Origin of the sequence: uncultured Roseobacter sp. (assembly GCF_947495275.1) — a bacterium.
Classification (GTDB): domain Bacteria; phylum Pseudomonadota; class Alphaproteobacteria; order Rhodobacterales; family Rhodobacteraceae; genus Roseobacter.
In genome coordinates this window covers 331,072-350,623 of the sequence record NZ_CANLYL010000001.1, presented here as the reverse complement: position 1 = coordinate 350,623, position 19,552 = coordinate 331,072, and the positions used below count along the sequence as shown (strand labels likewise).

Here is a 19,552-nt window from a genome sequence, read left to right as displayed (position 1 = left end):
GGCTGGAGACCATGGGCTCAAGCGCGGTATAAGTCGTGCATACATGTTCAGGCTTGCAAGGCTGCGTCAAGGGGCGCAGAGTCGCGCAACAGGCTTGGGTGGGAAGGCGAAACCGGTTCGCGACAGATGTTGTCTGCCGGGAAAACGAAAAGAGGTGAGCAGCGCGTGGCAGGTGGTTTTCTAAAGGGGGCTCTTTGGGGCAGCGCAGTGAGTCTGGGTGCTGCTGCAGTGGTTTCTATCGTAGCCGAAGGCCCTGTCGCGCCGTCCGTGACAGATGCCGCGCCTCAAAGCGAGGTCGCCCCGCAACCTTCGGCGGCGGATGCGAAAAAATCGCAAGGTGACAGGGTGCCCGTGACCGGCCAGCAAGCGCCCAAGGCCCCCGCACCGCAACCTGATACACTGAGCGCTGTGCGTCAGAGTGATACGGCCCCGGCTGCATTGCCTGAAACCGGCGACGCCACGGCTCTGACAGGGCCATCATCCACTGATGCCGAGGGTGGTATTGCGACCTCCGCAGGCAGCACCCCAATTGTATCAAATGCCGGGTCGCAGGGCCTGGAAACACCGCGCGCCGACCCTTCGGTGTCCATTTCAACTGATCCGGCGCAGCCACCGGCACCAGAGGTGGCAGAAGAGATTGCCTTGTCCGAAGGCCCGGCTCAGCCGGGGCAGCCGACGGTTGATGTCGAAGCCACGGGATTGGCACCAAACGTTGACGAAACACCTGCGCCAGCAGAACTTGAAACTTCCATTTCGGTCGAGCCTGATCAACCGCCATTGCCAGAAGTTCCGACGCAATCGCAGGCCTTTGAGACCCCCGCGCCACTGATCGGTGATGATGATGCACCTCTGATACCCAGTGGCCCGGCGGATGAAACGCCACGCGCCGACGAGGAGGTGGCCGTAAACAGCTTGCCGGCACCGGAAACGGCTGATGCCCCTCAAGCTAACCCGGAACCGAAGCCACCGGTTGCAGAAGAAGAAGCGAAGGTTGAGCCCGCCGCGCCATCAGAACCAGAGGTCGAGGCACCGTCTGACCCTGTTCAGGATGAGCAGACAGCAGAGACCATCGGGACGCCCATTGGCACATTTGATGATCTGGCACCGGAGGTAAAGACGAACAGATTGCCGACATTGGGTGAAGAGCCCGAGATTGAATTTGAAGAGCAACCGGAACCGATTGAAGAGGACCCGAGCCCGGAAACTCTCGAATCGCTGCCCCCGGTTGAACGATTTGCGGTCCCCCATGACAACCCGGCTGACAAACCGGTTATGGCAATTGTCCTGATGGATGATGGCGTGGATTTGTCGGCGAATACCATTGGCTTACCTGCTCTGCGCAGCTTTCCATACCCGGTTAGTTTCGCGGTGGATTCAAGCCTTCCCGACGCCAAGGACCGAATGGCCGCCTACCGCGCTGAAGGGTTTGAGGTCTTGGCAACGATCAACTTGCCCGAGGGCGCGCAGGCGCAAGACGCGGAAATATCGCTGGCGGTTGCGCTGGAGGCGGTGCCAGAGGCCGTTGGTGTGTTGGAAGGTGTGGGAGAGGGTGTTCAGGGAACCCGGGATGCCGCCCGTCAGGTCACCGAAATTCTGGCCGCGTCAGGGCACGGCTTTGTGACCCAGAACAAGGGTTTGAACACGGTCCAGAAACTGGCCGCCAAAGCCGGTGTTCCGTCGGCAGTCGTCTTTCGCGATTTCGACAGCAATCAACAGACCCCGACCGTCATTCGCCGTTTTCTGGATCAGGCGGCGTTCCGGGCGGGCAATGAGGGTGCGGTTGTCATGCTGGGACGGTTGCGGGAAGATACGATTTCCGCGCTTCTCCTCTGGGCCCTTCAGGACAGGTCCGAGCGTGTGGCCCTGGTACCTGTCTCGGCGGCGCTCCAAAGTGCGGAATAGCCATCATGCAGGGCGCTTTTTGTCCTTTTTGGCGAATTCCTCATACCAGTCGATGAATTGAGCCGCCGGCATCGGGTAGCCTATACCAAACCCCTGGACAACATCACACCCCAGCTCCTTGACGCGATCATAGTGAGCGTTGTTTTCGACACCTTCTGCAACAACGCGCATGCCAAGATTTCGTGACAGGGCGACAAGTGCGGCGATGATGCTTTCTGCGCGTTCGTTGGGGACAGGCTCAACCAGCGAGCGATCCAGCTTGAGGCCATCAAATTTCAGGCGTGACAGGTTCGACATAGAGGCATAACCGGTGCCGAAATCGTCCAGTACCACCGAGAAGCCCGCGCTGGTCAGGTTCCTTATGGTCAGGAACGCCTCGTCATCCTGGCTCTCGATCAGCGTGGTTTCCAGCACCTCGATGGTGAGATCCGCGGGTGACAATCCGCGCGCCAAAACCTCCTGGGCAAGGCGATCCGGCAGATTCGGATCCCTCAGTGAATCGGGCGACGCATTGACGGAAACGGAAGGCAGATCCTTACCTTCTGACCGCAGCCGCTCCAGAAAATCGAGGCTTTTTTCAACCATGATCAGGTCGATCTGCTGGATCAGCCCAGCCTCCTCCGCCGCTGCCAGGAAGGTTGCGGGGGGAATGATACCCCGTCGCGGATGCCGCCATCTGGCCAAAACCTCGCAGCCGAAGAGTTTTCCCGACCCCGTGTAGAGCTGCGGCTGGAAATGGGGTTCGAATTGATCGTCAGCCAAAGCTTCGGTGATTTCCTCAAAGAGAGCCTCACGTGTTTCGATCTCTTCGCGCAGATCGCCCGAATAGGCGAAAACCTGTCCGCGTCCACCACGCTTGGCCTTGTAAAGCGCCAGGTCCGCTTCGATCAAAAGCTGGTCCGGGGTGGCAACAGCGGAGCTGGCCATGGTGAACCCGACGCTGGCACCGATCTTGCAGACATTCTCGGCGATCTGCATGGGTTTGCTGATCTCTTCGATGATCCGGGAACCAAGAGCTTCCAGCGTATCCATGGATTTCGGCGCCTTGACCACGATGACAAATTCATCGCCGCCGATCCTTGCAACCAGATCGTTTTCCCGGACCTGTGCCAGAAGGATGCTGGCAACCACAACCAGCACATCATCTCCGGCTTTGTGCCCAAGCGTGTCATTGACCGACTTGAACCGATCCAGATCAATTTTCAGAACGCTGAGCGCAATGTCGCTGCCATTGGGTGCGGCTTTCAGATGTGTCAGAAAATCATAAAGCGCGCGACGGTTCAGCAGCCCTGTCAACGCGTCGTGGTTGGCGGCGTGGGTCAGGTTTTTTCGCGCTGCGACGAGTTCAAGGTTGCGCGCTTTGAGAGTTTCATAAGATGTCGAGAGTTGTTTGCTACGTCTTTCCATGCGCCGGATGGCCCGGGACACCGAAATCTGTGCCGGCACAAAGATGAAGAGGGCTTCCAGAAGCAGGACAAACAGGGCTGATCCGAGTGCGATGGTTTCGAGATTCTGCAGCCACGCAGTCTGCCTGCGGGATTTATCTTGGTGCAAACGGGAGGCTTTGCTCAGCGCTGAAAGCAGATCCTGTTGCCCCAGGGCTACGAGGCGATTTTGCATATTGCTGCGAACCTGCCCCTCTGCCTTCACGGCATAACGGGCTGTCTCGACAAACCGGCGGGAGAAATAGTCCAGTGGAAAGGTATCATCTTCGAAATACAGCTGCTGCAGGGCAGGGGTCAGTTCCTGCCGGGTCACCAGCCAGTCATGAGCGGATTCGAACAACTGAATCGCCGACAACAGACGCGCTTCGACCTCCAGGGAAGGGTTCTGTTCACTTTCGCGCATCAAAAACAGAATGCGCTGGCTGAGCATGATTTGCTGGTTGCTGATCCTGCTGGCTTCAGCGTCCAGGCCCGATGCGGCGATTGCCCTCAAGGAACTGTAGTGAGCGGCCCCTATTGTTACGAAAATAAAGGCCAAACCAATGGCGTAACGTTTCCACAGGGATTTGGGCTCGGTGATGCAGACATGGCGCTGGAACCTCCGAATGAGCCTCTTCACTACACCCATGGCGCTAGTTCCCTCGACGTTCACATCTGCGTGCAGGAGGCCCGCGCGTCCATTCCACCCAGCGGAAACGCGGCCTGCGTATCACTGATCAGTGTTCCTCATTGGCCTTTCGAATATCTCAATGGAATGCCTATTCCGGGGAGGATCACCCTGATTTTTACGTGGCAATTATTTGAAGTTTTGGAGAAATTTTTCGAAATCTGAATGTTCAGATGATCTCGTCTTCGTCGAAAAGCGGGTCTGTTTCCAACTGGCTTGCGAGGTCTTCCACGGTGGCTTCGGCCACTTTCGGGCTGAGGGTTGCGATATGAAAAACCGCGTCACCTTCATTGACCACAGGCAGGATCGCGCGCCCGATCAGGATGCCCGGTGAGGGTGCCAGAAGATCCGTCTCAAATCCCCCGAAGGGATCGGAGACCGTGGCCAGCAAATCGCCGGGTTCAACGGTTTCGCCCTCGGCGCGAAAGGTGCGCAGCAAACCACCTGCCGGCGCGCGCAGCCAGGTGGATCTTTCGCAGATGTAGGGCGCGGCCTTGGCTTTTGCGATGCCCTTTGCAGGCAGCATGTCGAGGCTGCGCATCACCCGCAGGATACCGGCAACGCCCGCGCGAACCGCCATTTCGTCAAATCGCAACCCTTCACCTGCCTCGTAAAGCAGGACCGGTGTGCCGCGCTCAGCCGCCTCCCCTCGCAACGACCCATCGCGCAGCGGGGAAGTCAGGATAACGGGAGCGCCAAAGGCTGTGGCCATGTCGCGCGTGGTCTTGTCGCGTGGCGAGACGCGGATCTGCGGCAGGTTGGTGCGGTGAATGGCCGCTGAATGCAGGTCAATGCCGACATCGCAGCGCAGGACAATCTCATTGAGGAAAATATGCGCCAGCCGTGACCCCAGTGATCCTGACGGATGGCCCGGAAAACACCGGTTCAGATCGCGCCGGTCCGGCAAGTACCGAGAGCGGTTGAGAAATCCAAAGGAGTTCACGACAGGCACAACCAGCAAGGTGCCCCGCAGAGATTTGAGTTGGGGCGTGCGCAGCAGACGCCGCACGATTTCCACACCAATGACCTCATCCCCGTGGACGGCCGCCGAGACGAAGAGCGCCGGACCCGCCCTTTTGCCATGATGCACCTGAACGGAGAGGTTTACGGGCGTATGATCGGGGAGTGTCGAGACCGGCAGATGAACCGTTTCGACCGCGCCTGCCGCAATGCTTTGTCCTGCAATCTCAAAGGGCTGGCGGGGCATCTAGCTGTTGCCTTGCCCCGAGAATCGGGCCGCGTCCGCCGCCGCGCGCCGGATGGCGTTGGATTTGTGGACGGTCTCCTGATATTCCGCTTCGGGGTCGCTGTCGTAGACGACGCCGCCGCCTGCCTGAATATAGAGCTTTTGACTCTGCACCACCGCTGTGCGCAAGGCGATGCACATATCCATATCACCGCCCGCGCTGAAATAGCCCACGCCACCACCGTAGACACCGCGTTTTTCGGGTTCCAACTCGTCAATGATCTGCATGGCCCGCACTTTCGGCGCGCCTGATACTGTCCCTGCGGGCATACCGGCAAAGAAGGCGTCAAGCGCGTCCTTGTCGTCGTGCAATTCCCCCACAACATTCGAGACAATATGCATCACATGGCTGTAACGTTCGACGATGAATTCTTCGGTCGGGCGGACGGTGCCGATTTTGGCGACGCGCCCCACGTCGTTGCGCCCCAGATCGAGCAACATCAGATGTTCTGCCAGCTCTTTCTGGTCGGCCAGCAGATCGGCCTCAAGGGCCTTGTCTTCTTCCGGCGTCGCCCCCCGGGGGCGGGTGCCTGCGATGGGTCGGATGGTGACCTCATCTCCAAAGACCCGCACCAGAATCTCCGGGCTGGCCCCGATGACCTGAAAATCCCCGAAATTGAAATAGAACATGAAAGGCGATGGGTTTGTCCGCCGCAGACTGCGGTAAAGCGCAAAAGGGTCTTGCTTGAAATCCTGTGACCAGCGCTGCGCCGGGACAACCTGAAAGATATCGCCCGCGCGAATGTAGTCTTTTGCGGTTTCCACCGCCTGTTTGTAGCCCTCGTGGGTGAAGTTGCTGACCGGGGCGCCGGGCGCTTCGGCCTCGCCAAGGTCACGGGTGGCGACCGGCATGGCACGTTCCAGATCGCGCACGGCGTCCATCACCCGTTCGGCGGCCTGCGCATAGGCGGCGCGGGCGGATTGGCCGTCCGAGACCCAGGCGGGTGAGACAACGGTAACTTCACCCTTGACGCCATCGAGCACCGCGATGACCGAGGGCCGCAGCATGATGGCGTCTGGCAGACCCAGCGGATCGGGGTTGATGTGGGGTAGATGTTCGACCAGCCGCACCATGTCGTAGCCCAGATAACCAAACAGCCCGGCGGCCGCCTGCGGCAGGTCATCGGGCAAGTCGATGCGGCTTTCGGCAAGCAGCGCGCGCAGGGTGTCGAGCGGGTTTCCGACCTGAGGGTCAAAGGCATCGGCATCATAGCGTGCCGCCCGGTTGATCTCGCTGGTCGTGCCGCGGCAGCGCCAGATCAGATCGGGTTTCATGCCGATGATCGAATAGCGGCCACGCACTTCACCCCCGGTCACCGATTCCAGTACAAAAGCATCTTTTTGCGCGCCCGTCAGCTTGAGCATCAGGGAAACCGGCGTGTCGAGGTCCGCCGCCAGACGGGTGAAGACGACCTGATTGCGCCCGGCTGCATAGGCTGCCTCGAAGGCATCGAATTCAGGGGTCAGCGCCATGGGTCAGGGGAAGTTCACATGCACGGCCTGAAGGGCCTGCGGATTGATCTGGGCATTGGCGCGCAGCGTCACGTCTGTGCGGTAAATCTCGAAAAGATCCTGCGCCAGTGCCTGCCCTGCCTGCTGGCTGAGCTGTTCGCGCAGGGCGATGGCCTCTTCGTTCTCTTCCGGTCCGTCGATGCTATCGAGGCGCACGATAACAATGGCCCCGTTGTCTTCCATGACTTCCACATCGCCTGCGTCAAGATCAAACACCGTCGACAGGAAACCGGGAGGCGTGCCCCCCACGAAGTCGCTGCGCAGCAAGTGTTCCTCGCGTACCGCATCCAGCCCGAGGTCGGCAAATTCCGTGCCGGACTGCAGTTGCGGCAGCAGCGGATCGGTCTGCGTCATCAGCCTGCTTTGAACCTCGGTGGCCTGCCATGCGGCCAGCACGTCTTCGCCCGCGTCCTCGAAAGGGGCTGGGCGTGGTGGTAAAACCGCGTCGAGACGCAGGGCGAAAAGCCCACCATCATCCAACTGCCCGATCTCGGGAAAATCCTCGACCGTCACCCTTGATGCGGCACGTCTGAAAGCCTCATAGGCGGCAATATCCTCAGTGCTCTCGGTGCTCCAGTCAATCTGGCCAAGCGTCATGTCGGTGTCATTTGCCAGCTCTTCTAGGGTTGCGCCACCGGCGAGCATGTCGTCGAAGGTTTCGGCCTGCGCCTCAACCAGACGCAACGCACGGTCGGCGGCAAGCTCGGGGCGCAGGATTTCCACTGCCTCCTCAAAGGAGGTGAACTGCGCGGGCAGAACAGCGTTGACCCGAAACAACGCCGGGCCCAGATCGCTGGGCAATGGCCCGACGACCGCCCCGACCTCTGCTGCAAAAACGGCCTCCCCGGCCGCTCCGAGATCGGCCAGCGACACATCGCCAAGATCAATATCAGCCAGCGCAAGCCCACGCTCTTCGACCAGACCTTCGAAACTGTTGCCGACTTCCAGTGCGGCTGCGGCCTGACTTGCGGCGGCGTCATCCAGATAGGCCAGACGCTCGACAAGACGGCGCTCAGGTTGATTGAATTCGGCTTCGCGCAAATCATAGGCCTCACGCAGGTCGGCCTCGTCGATCTCGACTTCGTCGATCATCGCGTCGGGGCTGAGCACCGCATATGTGATCTGGCGTGTCTCGGGCAGGGTGAAGAGGTCAATATTGGCGTCGTAGAAAGCGCGCAACGTGGCATCATCCGGTGTCTCCACCGGCTCGGCCAGATCTGCATCGCCCAGACGGGTCCAGGTGAAGCTGCGGCGTTCACCCACGTAGTTGACCAGCGTGTCCACATAGGCATCCGGCATGACAACCCCCCCGACAATCGCCCCCTGCATCAGGGTGCGGGAGACCTCTTCGCGCAGCTGCGTTTCGAACTGCGATTCAGAAACCCCGTTCTGTTCCAGCGCAAACCTGTAGCCTTCGCGGTCAAATTCGCCATCTATGCCGCGAAATGCCGGAATTTCGAGAATCCGGTCCCGCAGGTTTTCATCGCCGATCGACAATCCGATCTGTGCGGCTTCATGATCGAGTGCCCGCGTGGCAATCAGCCGCTGCAAAACCGCCTGATCCAATCCGATCTGCTGCGCCTGTGCAAAGGGCAAGGCCTGACCGGTCTGCTGCTCGACGGCGCGGATTTCCTGCTGAAGTTGGCGGCCGTAGCTGTCAACGGAAACCGGCATGTCCCCGACCGATCCGATTGTCCGGATGGTTCCAGAGAGATTGGTCGCGCCAAAGCCTCCCAGACCCAGGATCAAAAGACCCATCAAAATCCAGACGGCAGTTCTCGAAACACTCTTGCCCTTGGCCATACGCACCCTTCGCAACATGCAGATTTGTCAGTTATTGACGCACTGTCTATGCGCAGCGCGACCGGGGGGCAAGGGGTCTCACCGTGCCGCATCAACCTGCGAAAGCCGTTCGAAAAGTGTAGCGATGCCCGCCGCATCAAGATTGGCGAAAGCGATCCGCATCTGGGACCGACCGTCCGGATCGTCGGCGGGGCAAAACATGGTGCCGGGCAGGCTCAGAATACTTTGCTGCTGAACCAGTTTCGGGGCCAGTTCCGCGGAACTGATGGCAAAAGGATGCGCCATATAGGCAAAGTAGGCCCCCAGTCCCAAAAGGGCCCAGCCCTGATCAGCAAGTTTTGGAAAACCAGCTGTGATCGCGGCGCGGCGGCACAGAATTTCGGCCCGCTCTCCTGCCAGCCATTGCCCGAGGTTCTGCATGCCCCAGAGGGCCGCATGCTGCCCGATCTGGCCCGGGCAGATGGCGACCGTGTCGAGAAACTTCTCGACCTCGGCCAATCGCGTAGGTGCCGCGATCATGGCGCCGACGCGGTGCCCGGTCAGACGGTAGGCTTTGGAGAAAGAATAAAGATGAATCAGCGTGTCCTGCCACGCGGGGTCTTCGAAAAGATCATGCGGCGCGCCACTTTGGGCGTGAAAATCCCGGTAGGTTTCATCGAGGATCAGCGCGATCCCCTGGTTGCGGGCCAGGTCAAAGAAGGCGCGCAAAAGCTCTGCGGGGTACTCCACGCCAGCGGGATTATTGGGCGAGACCAGGGCGAAGGCGCGGGTGCGTGGGTTTATAAGCTCCGCGGCGCGCTCCGGGTCGGGCAGCAGATCGGCACCGGTTTTCAGTGGCACGGATTTCACCCCGGACATGTCCAGCCACATTTTATGGTTGAAGTACCACGGCGTCGGTAGGATGACTTCATCCCCTTCGGCGCAGAGCGTCGCGATGGCCGCCGCAAAGGCCTGATTGCAGCCTGAGGTGATTGCGACGTTCCCGGGTGTCACCGGGCCGTTGTAATGCCCGCCGGTCTGCGCGGCCAACGCCTCACGCAGTGGCGGCAAGCCCAGCACCGGACCGTAAAGATGCGCATCATCGCGCCCCAAGGCGACATCGGCCATGACCTGCCTCAGCGCATCGGGGGGCGGGTCGACAGGTGCCGCCTGGCTGACATTCATCAACGGGCGGTCTTCGGGGAAGCTCACGCCTTCCAGCCAGCGCCGCGCCTCCATCACCGGGGGGGCAAAGGTGGTGGCGGTTCGGGAGAGTGTCATCGCTTCATCTTTCCTGCATCATCTGTCGTGCCAATTTTGGCTGACCCGCGCGCGACGTCGGATCAATCGGTGCCGCGGTAGGGTTCGACATATTGCAGCGCCATGTCCCAGGGGAAAAATATCCATGTGTCCTGGCTCACCCCGGTGATGAAGGTATCGACCTGGGGTTCACCCTGAGGCTTGGCGTAGACAGTGGCGAAATGGGCCTTGGGGTACTGCGCGCGCACCAGTTCCAGCGTCTTGCCGCTGTCCACCAGATCATCGATGATCAGGATGCCGGTGCCGTCACCCATCATCTGCTGGTCCGGGGCTTTCAGCACCTCTGCGTCGCGGCGCTGGTCCGCCTTGCCCCCGCCGGCATGGTAGGACATGACCGAAATCGTGTCGACCGTGCGAATGTCGAGTTCGCGCGCCACGATCATCGCAGGGGCCATGCCACCCCGGGTGATCGCGACAACCGCGCGCCAGCCGCCGTTGTCGGGGCCTTGTCCGTCCAGCCGCCAGGCCAGCGCCCGGCTGTCACGGTGGATCTGGTCCCAGCTGATGTGGAAGCCCTTTTCATGGGGCAGGCGGCTTTGATCTTTGCTCATATCAGGTCCTTTCGAAAAGCAGGCGCAGCCCGAAAGCTGCAATGAGCGCGCCAAAGAAACGCTCCAGACCTGCTTTCACGCGGGCGTAAATCTGGCGTGGTGCCGGGCGTGAAAACACCAAGGCAACGCTGGTGTACCATGCGGCCTCGACAATAAAAACGACCGCCAGGATGGCGGCGGCATCCGCAAATGTCACGTTCACCGGCAAAATCCCGGTAAAAACAGCGGCAAAATAGGCCAGCGCCTTGGGGTTCGCCAGATTGGTCCAGACACCCAGTCCAACGCCGGAATAACCTTGTGGCGCTAGTTCGGTACCGATCTCCGCGAGCGGGTGAGACGCATCGCGCCACAGCCGGATGCCAATCCACACCAGAAAGGCGGCACCGATCAGGCGCAGGCCCGTCTGGATCCAGGGCATTACCTCAAAGAGGACCGCCAGCCCTGCAAGAGCCGCGATCGCCCAGAGCAGAATGCCCAATGCCAGCCCAAGGCTGATCTTCAAAGCGGCGCGCGCACCCTTGCTTGCAGCCGTGCGAATGGTCAGGACCACCGCTGGGCCGGGGCTCATCGCAATCAACACCTGCAAAAGCATCAGGTGGGTCAGCGCCGCAACGGTCATTACTTGCTCATGTCAGGCGCATCGACCGCCTTCATCCCGACCACATGGTAGCCCGCGTCCACATGCAGGTTTTCGCCCGTGGTGCCAGACCCCAGATCAGACAGCAAAAAGAGGGCGGCCTTGCCCACGTCTTCGGTGGTCACATTGCGCCGCAACGGAGAATTATATTCGTTCCACTTCATGATGTAGCGGAAATCGCCGATGCCTGAGGCCGCAAGCGTCTTGATCGGACCGGCAGAAATCGCATTCACGCGAATGCCGTCCTTGCCAAGATCTTCGGCCAGATATTGCACTGAGGCTTCGAGGGCCGCTTTGGCCACGCCCATCACATTATAATGGGGCATCACTTTTTCCGCGCCGTAGTAGGTGAGCGTGAGGCAGGAGCCGCCCTCGGTCATCATTTTTTCGGCGCGCTGAACCACGGCTGTGAAGGAATAGACAGAAATATCCATCGACAGGGCGAAATTGCCACGGCTGGTATCTACATAGCGCCCGCGCAGTTCGTTCTTGTCGGAAAACCCGATGGCGTGAACCACGAAATCCAGCTGATCCCAACGCTCCTTCAGCCCGGCGAACAGGGCATCCAGCGATGCCTCGTCACCCACATCGCAGGGCAGGACGATGTCACTGCCCAACTCGGCAGCCAATGGATCGACACGTTTCTTCAGCGCCTCACCCTGATAGGAGAACGCCAGTTGCGCACCCGCATCGGCACAGGCTTTCGCAATGCCCCAGGCGATCGATTTGTCATTGGCCAGACCCATAATAAGGCCGCGCTTGCCCGCCAGAAGATCATTTCCCATGAAGGTACCTCGGTTTACGTATGATTTTTCTTTGTTGTCCTTTAGGCGATTGCGCGAGGCCCATCAAGGCTGGTCGGAGTCAGCGCATCGCCCTTGACCTTTGGGCCGCTTCCCCCAATTGCTGTCTTACCAAGTGTTGTGAGGGTGAGATGGAAAGCAGAAGCGGCAAGTTTGCGGGCGACAATCCATTTGAGATCGCGGATCGCTGGCTCTCCGAAGCCGAAGATACCGAACCGAATGATCCCAATGCCATAGCGCTGAGCACCGTCGACGCGGATGGGTTGCCCAACGCCCGCATGGTGCTTCTGAAAGCAATCGACCGCGATGCTTTCGTCTTCTACACCAATTACGAGAGCGCCAAGGCGGGGGAGTTGGACAGTGCGGGCAAGGCGGCCTTCGTGATGCACTGGAAAAGCCTGCGGCGGCAGATCAGGGTGCGCGGTCTGGTCGAAAAAGAAGATGGGCAAAAGGCCGACGCTTATTTCGCGTCAAGATCTCTCAAAAGCCGCCTGGGTGCCTGGGCCTCTCGGCAGTCGCGCCCGCTCTCAAGCCGCGCCGCGCTTATGGCTGAAGTTGCCAAGGTCACCGCAATTCACGGCGCAAACCCCAAACGTCCGCCCTTTTGGGGGGGCTTTCGCATCATTCCGCTGGAGATTGAGTTCTGGGCGGATGGCGATTTCAGGCTGCATGACCGCTTTGTATGGCGCAGAAAAGACCCGCAAGGGCCGTGGACGGTCACCCGCCTCAACCCGTGATTGCACAAGCAATGTCATTGCGATGAAAAATAGTGTTTGCCAGCGCACAATATTATGTGCGTAGATGAAATGTATTTAGCTTCTACAGTGATTTAAAAGACAAATTTCTATTTTTGCGGGAAATGTATCCAAATTCACAACTACGTGATGCGCATACGAAGAGATTTCGCCTTCATCTGATCACTTTCAGACCGAAGAATTAGTATTTCAACTTGAAACAAGAAAGCCAAATCGCGCAAGACTGTGTTAAAAGAATGTACTGCGACCGAAAGATGTGTGTGTGAACGAGACCGAAGAGATATCTTCCCCCGTTTCCGGGTTGGTTAAATGGTTTGATCCGGTAAAGGGTTTTGGCTTCGTTGTTTCCGACGCGGGCGGGCCGGATATTCTCTTGCATGTTAACGTTTTGCGCAACTTTGGTCAGAGTTCCGTTGCCGATGGAGCACGGGTTGAACTGGAAGTGCAACGCACCGAACGGGGCGTTCAGGCCACGCAGGTTATCGCACTTTTTCCCCCTCAGGCGGGTGAGTCGGTCGGATTGTCCGACATCGCGGCTTTGGACCCTGCGGTTGTCGCCGCAGCACCTTTAGAACCTGCGCGTGTAAAATGGTTCGACAAGGGTAAAGGGTTCGGCTTTGCGAATGTTTTTGGCCGCCGAGAAGACATCTTTCTGCATATGGAAGTATTGCGACGCTCCGGCCTCTCGGATCTAGCGCCGGGGGAGGCTTTGGCATTGCGGGTGATCGAGGGCAAGCGTGGCCATATGGCCGCCGAGGTTTTTGCCTGGGAAGCCGCGTTGGAGGCCGCTTCCACATGATCCTGCGCCTTGCGCTGGTGGTCAGCTTTCTGGCGACGGCCCTTCAGGCGCAGGACTGCCGGGACGATACGGTCTTTCTCAAAGGCGATTGGGGGCAGGCGCGGTTCGCCGTGGAAGTTGCAGATGATGCAGAGGAACGCGCCCAAGGTCTGATGCACCGCGAAACCATGCCGAGTGCGGCGGGGATGCTCTTTGTCTATGACCGACCGCAACGCCTATCTTTCTGGATGCGCAATACCCTGATCGAACTGGATATGCTCTTTATCGACGCCAGTGGCACCGTGCGTCATATCCATCACCGCGCGCAGCCGCTCGATGAGACCCCGATCCCGGGCGGTGACAATCTGACACATGTGCTGGAGATCAACGGCGGCCTTGCCGAGGCACTGGGCATTACGACCGGCACGCTGTTGCGCCATCCAACATTTTCGAAATCGGAGGCGGAATGGGCGTGTTAGGGGTTTTCAAACCGAATTACCCCGTCTAAAGAGACCGCAGTCGGAGCGTGGCGCAGCCTGGTAGCGCACCTGTTTTGGGTACAGGGGGTCGGAGGTTCGAATCCTCTCGCTCCGACCACTTTCAAAATCGCGGCTTAATGCAACGAGCCCTGGTGTCAGGGCAAAAGGGCGCGCGCTTTGCGCAAACGCACCGCAATCGCACCGGATGGATTTTGAAGGGCGGCCTCGTCAAGAACCGCCAAAACCTCTGGCTTATCTTCGGGGAATCGGCGGGCCAGAAGGGCCAGCCCGTAATAGGACCAGGCGCGGACAAGTTTGTTTTGCTGGGCGATCCCGGTGAAGAGGAACGTCTTCAACGCCGGTCCGCTGGCTTTGGGGATGGGAACGTGGTGCATGGTTTGTAGCGCATGTAACTGCGCGTCCCACGAAGCCAGTTGCTCAAAGGTCTCGTAAAACCGACATTGTTCAGCGGGGCTGAATACCAGGTCGGTCTGTTCGCAATGGTGCTTGATCAACCAGGTGGCCCCGCCTTGCAAATCCGCGATCCCACAGAAATCGAGCAGATCGGCCAGGAAATCGTCAGTATCTTTGAACGCCTGATAGATTTCGACGATCTGTGGTTTCGACTTCTGGTCCCATTGCCGGAGCATGGCGGCGAAATCAGATGAGGCGTGCGCCATAAGGGATGTGTCCAAATCTCAATCTGCGGATAGTTCATATCAGAGGGCGTGAGTGCGGTTCCGTAAAGGAATCAATGCGCGAAATCGCCAGATTAACGCGCAATTTCGGGGTGGAGCGTGGTCGAAATTCAAGATCGGACGGCCACTATATATAGTGGGAGCTTTCACTCAATGACGGCTTACTCACCATATCTGGGGAGGCGGGAACCGTTCCTGGACGGGAAACCGACATAAAAATGTAACACAGCGTGATTACCCGTAAAAATATTTGATTCTGAAAAAGTTAACGCTTTGGTTGAAAGCTTAACGGGTGTGTTCTGTGGATAAATTCATGTGGCGCTTCAGAAATATCGTCTAAAGCTGCCATTCCATTCAATTATTGAGGGGTGGGTATAGAGCAGCTCGAAAACAGCGATCTGGGGATATTAACCGGCTGTTAATATGTTGAATCACGACGGCGTGAGCGCGGATTAAAATTCGCGATGCGTCAAGCCGGTAAACTTCAAAAAAACTATAAAAATTCCGTTGACCCAGTAGGGGTATATACGTCAGTTTGTGGAGGCCGACGATGACGCCACAACATGTAGTGGTTGAACGCTCAGAGGTGCATCGGCGGGACAGGGGCAGACAGACGATCAATATCATCGATCTGGCACAACCGGCAGCGTCAGCTTTTGCAGGCGCGGCACAGGATGATTTTTGCCCTGCAGTCCACGGCAAAGAGGTTGGAGAAGCTTTGCAAAGACAAAGCGGTCTCTTGAACGAAGATGCTGGAAATGAGGCAGCAAAAATGAAAATTGAACGTAAATTCACAAAAGTAGATCAGAACGCCTACGCAGATCTGGATTTCGTCACAACGGCATCTGAAATTCGCAACCCGGATGGCACAATCGTGTTCCGCCTCGATGAAGTCGAGGTGCCCAAATCCTGGAGCCAAGTTGCCAGCGACGTCATCGCGCAGAAATACTTCCGCAAGGCGGGCGTTCCTTCGGCCACCAAGAAAGTAAAAGAAAAGGGCGTTCCCGAGTTCCTGTGGCGGTCGGTCCCGGCAGAGGGTGCGGAAATGGGGGGCGAAACCTCCTCCAAGCAAGTTTTCGACCGGCTGGCAGGGGCCTGGGCCTATTGGGGCTGGAAGGGCGGCTATTTCTCCACTGAAGGCGATGCGCGGGCCTATTTTGACGAAATGCGCCATATGCTCGCCAGCCAGCGTGCGGCCCCCAATAGCCCGCAGTGGTTCAACACCGGTCTGCATTGGGCCTACGGGATCGACGGCCCGGCGCAGGGTCACCATTACGTCGACTACAAATCCGGCAAATTGACCAAATCGAAATCTTCCTACGAGCACCCACAACCCCATGCGTGTTTCATCCAGTCTGTCTCGGACGACCTCGTAAACGACGGCGGCATCATGGATCTGTGGGTGCGGGAAGCGCGTCTGTTCAAATACGGCTCCGGCACCGGCACCAACTTCTCCAGCCTGCGGGCTGCGGGGGAGAGCCTGTCGGGTGGTGGCAAGTCGTCCGGACTGATGGGCTTCCTGAAAATCGGTGACCGTGCGGCGGGGGCCATCAAATCGGGTGGCACCACGCGCCGGGCCGCCAAGATGGTGATTGTTGACGCGGATCACCCCGACATTGAGGATTTCATCAACTGGAAGGTCATTGAAGAGCAAAAAGTGGCGAGCATCGTCGCAGGTTCCAAGATGCACGAGCAGAAGCTGAATGGTTTGTTCGAAGCCATCAAGACATGGGATGGGGCGGAGGCAGACGCCTATGACCCGGCCAAGAACGGCGCGTTGAAACAGGCAATCCGAGAAGCGAAAAAGGTTTCGATCCCAGAGACTTACGTCAAACGCGTGCTGGATTATGCCAAGCAGGGCCACACCTCGATCGAATTCCCCACATACGATACCGACTGGGATTCCGAGGCATATAATTCCGTCTCCGGCCAGAACTCCAACAACTCGATCCGCGTCACAAATGCCTTCCTGACGGCCGTCGAAAAGGACGCCGACTGGGAGCTGATCAACCGTGTTGACGGCAAGGTCACCAAAACCGTGAAAGCCCGGGAACTTTGGGAACAGATCGGCCACGCGGCCTGGGCCTGCGCCGATCCCGGCATCCAGTACCACGACACCGTGAACGATTGGCACACCTGCCCCGAAGACGGCGCGATCCGCGGCTCCAACCCGTGCTCGGAATACATGTTCCTCGACGATACGGCCTGTAATCTGGCGTCGATGAACCTGCTGACCTTCCTTAAAGACGGCACTTTCCAGGTCGAAGACTACATGCATGCGGCCCGGCTCTGGACCGTGACGCTGGAAATTTCGGTGATGATGGCGCAGTTCCCCTCCAAGGAAATCGCGCAGCGATCTTACGACTTCCGCACGCTGGGTCTGGGCTATGCCAACATCGGCGGTCTGCTGATGAACATGGGGTATAGCTACGACAGCACAGAAGGTCGCGCGCTCTGCGGTGCTCTGACCGCGATCATGACCGGCGTGTCCTACGCCACCTCCGCCGAAATGGCGGGTGAGTTGGGACCGTTCCCGGGTTTTGCGAAAAACGCCGACCACATGCTGCGTGTCATCCGCAACCACCGTGCCGCAGCACAGGGAAAAACCGAAGGTTATGAAGCCCTTGCGGTGAAACCGGTGGCCCTCGACCACAAAGGTTGCCCGGATGCCAAACTGATCGAAGTTGCCACCTCCGCCTGGGATGAGGCACTCGCACTCGGTGAAAAGCACGGCTACCGCAATGCGCAGGTTTCCGTTATCGCCCCCACCGGCACCATCGGTCTGGTCATGGACTGCGACACCACCGGGATCGAGCCAGACTTCGCGCTGGTCAAGTTCAAGAAACTCGCCGGTGGTGGGTATTTCAAGATCATCAACCAGTCGGTGCCGGCCGCCCTTGAAAAACTCGGCTACGGCTCCGCGCAGATCGAAGAGATCGTCTCCTACGCGGTCGGTCACGGCACCATTGGCAACGCGCCGGGCATCAACCACACCTCGCTTGCGGGTCATGGTTTTGGCGCCAACGAGTTAGCGAAAGTGGATGCGGCATTGGCCTCGGCCTTTGACATTCGGTTCGTGTTCAACCAGTGGACGCTGGGGGAAGAGTTCTGCACGCAAGTACTTGGTATTCCTGCTGAAAAGCTGAACGATCCGACCTTCGATCTCTTGAAGCACCTTGGGTTTTCGAAAAAGGACATCGACGCGGCTAACGATCACGTTTGCGGGACCATGACACTGGAAGGGGCGCCGTTCCTCAAGGACGAGCACCTGCCCATCTTCGACTGCGCCAATCCCTGTGGCAAGAAGGGCAAGCGCTACCTGTCGGTGAACAGTCACATTCACATGATGGCTGCGGCACAGAGCTTCATTTCCGGCGCGATTTCCAAGACGATCAACATGCCCAATGACGCCACCATCGAGGACTGCCAGAAGGCTTATGAACTCAGCTGGTCGTTGGGGGTTAAAGCCAACGCGCTCTACCGTGATGGCTCAAAGCTTTCGCAACCACTAGCAGCCGCTTTGGTTGAAGATGATGAGGATGCGCAGGAGACGCTCGAAAGCGGTAATGCCCACGAAAAGGCAGCCGTTTTGGCCGAAAAGATCGTCGAGAAAGTGATCGTTAAGGAGATCGTCAAATCGCACCGTGAAAAGATGCCCCAGCGCCGCAAGGGCTACACCCAAAAAGCCATCGTGGGCGGGCACAAGGTCTATCTGCGCACCGGTGAGTATGAGGACGGCAATCTCGGAGAGATTTTCATCGACATGCACAAGGAGGGTGCAGGCTTCCGGGCGATGATGAACAACTTCGCCATCGCGGTGTCGGTCGGTCTGCAATACGGGGTGCCGCTGGAGGAATTTGTCGACGCCTTCACTTTCACCAAATTCGAGCCTGCAGGCATGGTGCAAGGCAATGAGACCATCAAGAACGCCACCTCGATACTCGACTACGTCTTCCGCGAACTGGCTGTCAGCTACCTCGACCGCACCGATCTGGCGCATGTCGCTCCAGAAGGCCACACCTTCGACGCGCTGGGCCGGGGCGAAGAGGAAGGGGTGAGCAATGTCTCCGAACTTTCCGAGAGTGCCGCAACCAAGTCGCTGGAAGTGCTGAAACAAATCAGCTCAACGGGCTACCTGCGCAACAGGATGCCGCAGGAATTGGTGGTATTGCAGGGCGGTCAACAGGGGTTTGCCGACACTGCGGTGGCCTATGACGGTCTTGCGCCGGTTGCGGAGGGAAGCGTGGCCGTTGCGATGGCCACAACCGCCATTGCCAGCGGTTCGGCCCCGATGGACGCGCGCACCAAAGCCAAGATGCAGGGCTATGAAGGCGAAGCCTGCGGCGAATGCGGAAACTACACGCTGGTGCGCAACGGCACCTGCATGAAATGCAACACCTGCGGCGGGACGTCCGGGTGTAGCTGAGGAAATTGAGAGCTGGCGGGGAGCGGTGCGCGAACACCACCCCCCAAGCTCGTCCCCCGGTTCAACAGCGTGGTCGGGAGACAAAGCAGATCGGCCTGAGTCGGCCGTAATGAAAGGAAAAACACGGTCGGAAACTGCGATCAACAACGCGCTGCAGTTCCACAGGAAATACATGGCGATACAGAGAACATACCTGAATTGCCCACAGTTTTCGGTGGATAAATGGAGGGCTAAAAAATGGCTCGACGCAAGAACTCGGAAGTTACGAGCGCTAAGGCAGCATCTGCTGCATCCAAAGTGCTCAGAAATCCGAAATCGTCCAAGGCTGCTAAAACAGCAGCAGCATCGGCGCTTACGCAGCGACCGAACAGGAAGAAATAGTTCTTCCGTGAGACAACTGGGTGTCCCGCGTTGGTTGGGCATCCTGCTTCAGGAAAACGCGTCCCTGGGGGACGTGTAGGGGGGCGGCGCCGGACCACCAGACGGTCCGTCTCCCGACGAATAGCGTGGGAACGGTACTTTGTTCCTTCCCACCTTTACACGGGGCGGGT

General features: G+C 58.7%; 14 protein-coding genes and 1 tRNA gene. 6 read left to right on the top strand and 9 right to left on the bottom strand.

Going from position 1 to position 19,552, the window contains the following annotated elements:
- Positions 1-228 precede the first annotated feature (228 nt).
- Complete coding sequence (locus Q0802_RS01670) at positions 229-1,902, top strand: divergent polysaccharide deacetylase family protein (protein WP_298912609.1); 1,674 nt, start codon at positions 229-231, stop codon at positions 1,900-1,902.
- Positions 1,903-1,905: 3 nt separating this feature from the next.
- On the opposite strand, the gene Q0802_RS01665 is transcribed toward Q0802_RS01670, so the two are convergent.
- The 8 genes from Q0802_RS01665 to fabI form a co-directional block, all read right to left on the bottom strand.
- Positions 1,906-3,975, bottom strand: coding sequence for an EAL domain-containing protein (locus tag Q0802_RS01665; protein ID WP_298912608.1), 2,070 nt, complete (start codon positions 3,973-3,975; stop codon positions 1,906-1,908).
- A gap of 208 nt (positions 3,976-4,183) precedes the next feature.
- Positions 4,184-5,221 (bottom strand): succinylglutamate desuccinylase/aspartoacylase family protein, encoded by a 1,038-nt coding sequence (locus tag Q0802_RS01660; RefSeq protein WP_298912607.1) that lies wholly within the window; start codon positions 5,219-5,221, stop codon positions 4,184-4,186.
- Entirely contained in the window at positions 5,222-6,733 is a 1,512-nt protein-coding gene (gene trpE, locus Q0802_RS01655) for an anthranilate synthase component I (protein ID WP_298912606.1), read from the bottom strand.
- A 3-nt stretch (positions 6,734-6,736) separates the two neighbouring features.
- Positions 6,737-8,575 (bottom strand): peptidyl-prolyl cis-trans isomerase, encoded by a 1,839-nt coding sequence (locus tag Q0802_RS01650; protein WP_366523291.1) that lies wholly within the window; start codon positions 8,573-8,575, stop codon positions 6,737-6,739.
- Between the two features lie 78 nt (positions 8,576-8,653).
- A complete protein-coding gene (locus tag Q0802_RS01645; RefSeq protein ID WP_298912604.1) occupies positions 8,654-9,835 on the bottom strand; it encodes an aminotransferase in 1,182 nt (393 codons plus the stop codon).
- Between the two features lie 62 nt (positions 9,836-9,897).
- Positions 9,898-10,425, bottom strand: a complete 528-nt coding sequence (gene gpt, locus Q0802_RS01640; protein ID WP_298912603.1) for a xanthine phosphoribosyltransferase — start codon at positions 10,423-10,425, stop codon at positions 9,898-9,900.
- Position 10,426: 1 nt separating this feature from the next.
- Positions 10,427-11,044 (bottom strand): LysE family transporter, encoded by a 618-nt coding sequence (locus Q0802_RS01635; protein WP_298912602.1) that lies wholly within the window; start codon positions 11,042-11,044, stop codon positions 10,427-10,429.
- Positions 11,044-11,847, bottom strand: coding sequence for an enoyl-ACP reductase FabI (gene fabI / locus Q0802_RS01630; RefSeq protein WP_298912601.1), 804 nt, complete (start codon positions 11,845-11,847; stop codon positions 11,044-11,046). Before fabI ends, Q0802_RS01635 begins: the two co-directional genes overlap by 1 nt.
- A 149-nt stretch (positions 11,848-11,996) precedes the next feature.
- On the opposite strand from fabI, the gene pdxH reads away from it, so the two are divergent.
- The 4 genes from pdxH (at position 11,997) to Q0802_RS01610 (ending at position 13,995) form a co-directional block, all read left to right on the top strand.
- Positions 11,997-12,602, top strand: coding sequence for a pyridoxamine 5'-phosphate oxidase (gene pdxH / locus Q0802_RS01625; protein ID WP_298912600.1), 606 nt, complete (start codon positions 11,997-11,999; stop codon positions 12,600-12,602).
- A 280-nt stretch (positions 12,603-12,882) separates the two neighbouring features.
- The gene (locus tag Q0802_RS01620) at positions 12,883-13,419 is read left to right on the top strand and encodes a cold-shock protein (RefSeq protein WP_298912599.1); all 537 of its coding nucleotides are present in this window, start codon (positions 12,883-12,885) and stop codon (positions 13,417-13,419) included.
- Positions 13,416-13,877 carry a DUF192 domain-containing protein gene (locus tag Q0802_RS01615; protein ID WP_298912598.1) on the top strand — a complete coding sequence of 154 codons (462 nt, stop codon included), beginning with the start codon at positions 13,416-13,418 and terminating at the stop codon, positions 13,875-13,877. The genes Q0802_RS01620 and Q0802_RS01615 overlap by 4 nt, the downstream gene beginning before the upstream one ends.
- Before the next feature lie 41 nt (positions 13,878-13,918).
- Positions 13,919-13,995 (top strand) — tRNA-Pro (locus tag Q0802_RS01610).
- 37 nt (positions 13,996-14,032) lie between these two features.
- On the opposite strand, the gene Q0802_RS01605 is transcribed toward Q0802_RS01610, so the two are convergent.
- On the bottom strand, positions 14,033-14,557 hold the full coding sequence (locus tag Q0802_RS01605; RefSeq protein WP_298912595.1) for a hypothetical protein: 525 nt from the start codon (positions 14,555-14,557) through the stop codon (positions 14,033-14,035).
- A gap of 790 nt (positions 14,558-15,347) precedes the next feature.
- Between Q0802_RS01605 and Q0802_RS01600 the strand changes: the two genes are divergently transcribed.
- Complete coding sequence (locus Q0802_RS01600) at positions 15,348-19,001, top strand: vitamin B12-dependent ribonucleotide reductase (RefSeq protein WP_298913543.1); 3,654 nt, start codon at positions 15,348-15,350, stop codon at positions 18,999-19,001.
- Positions 19,002-19,552: the final 551 nt, after the last annotated feature.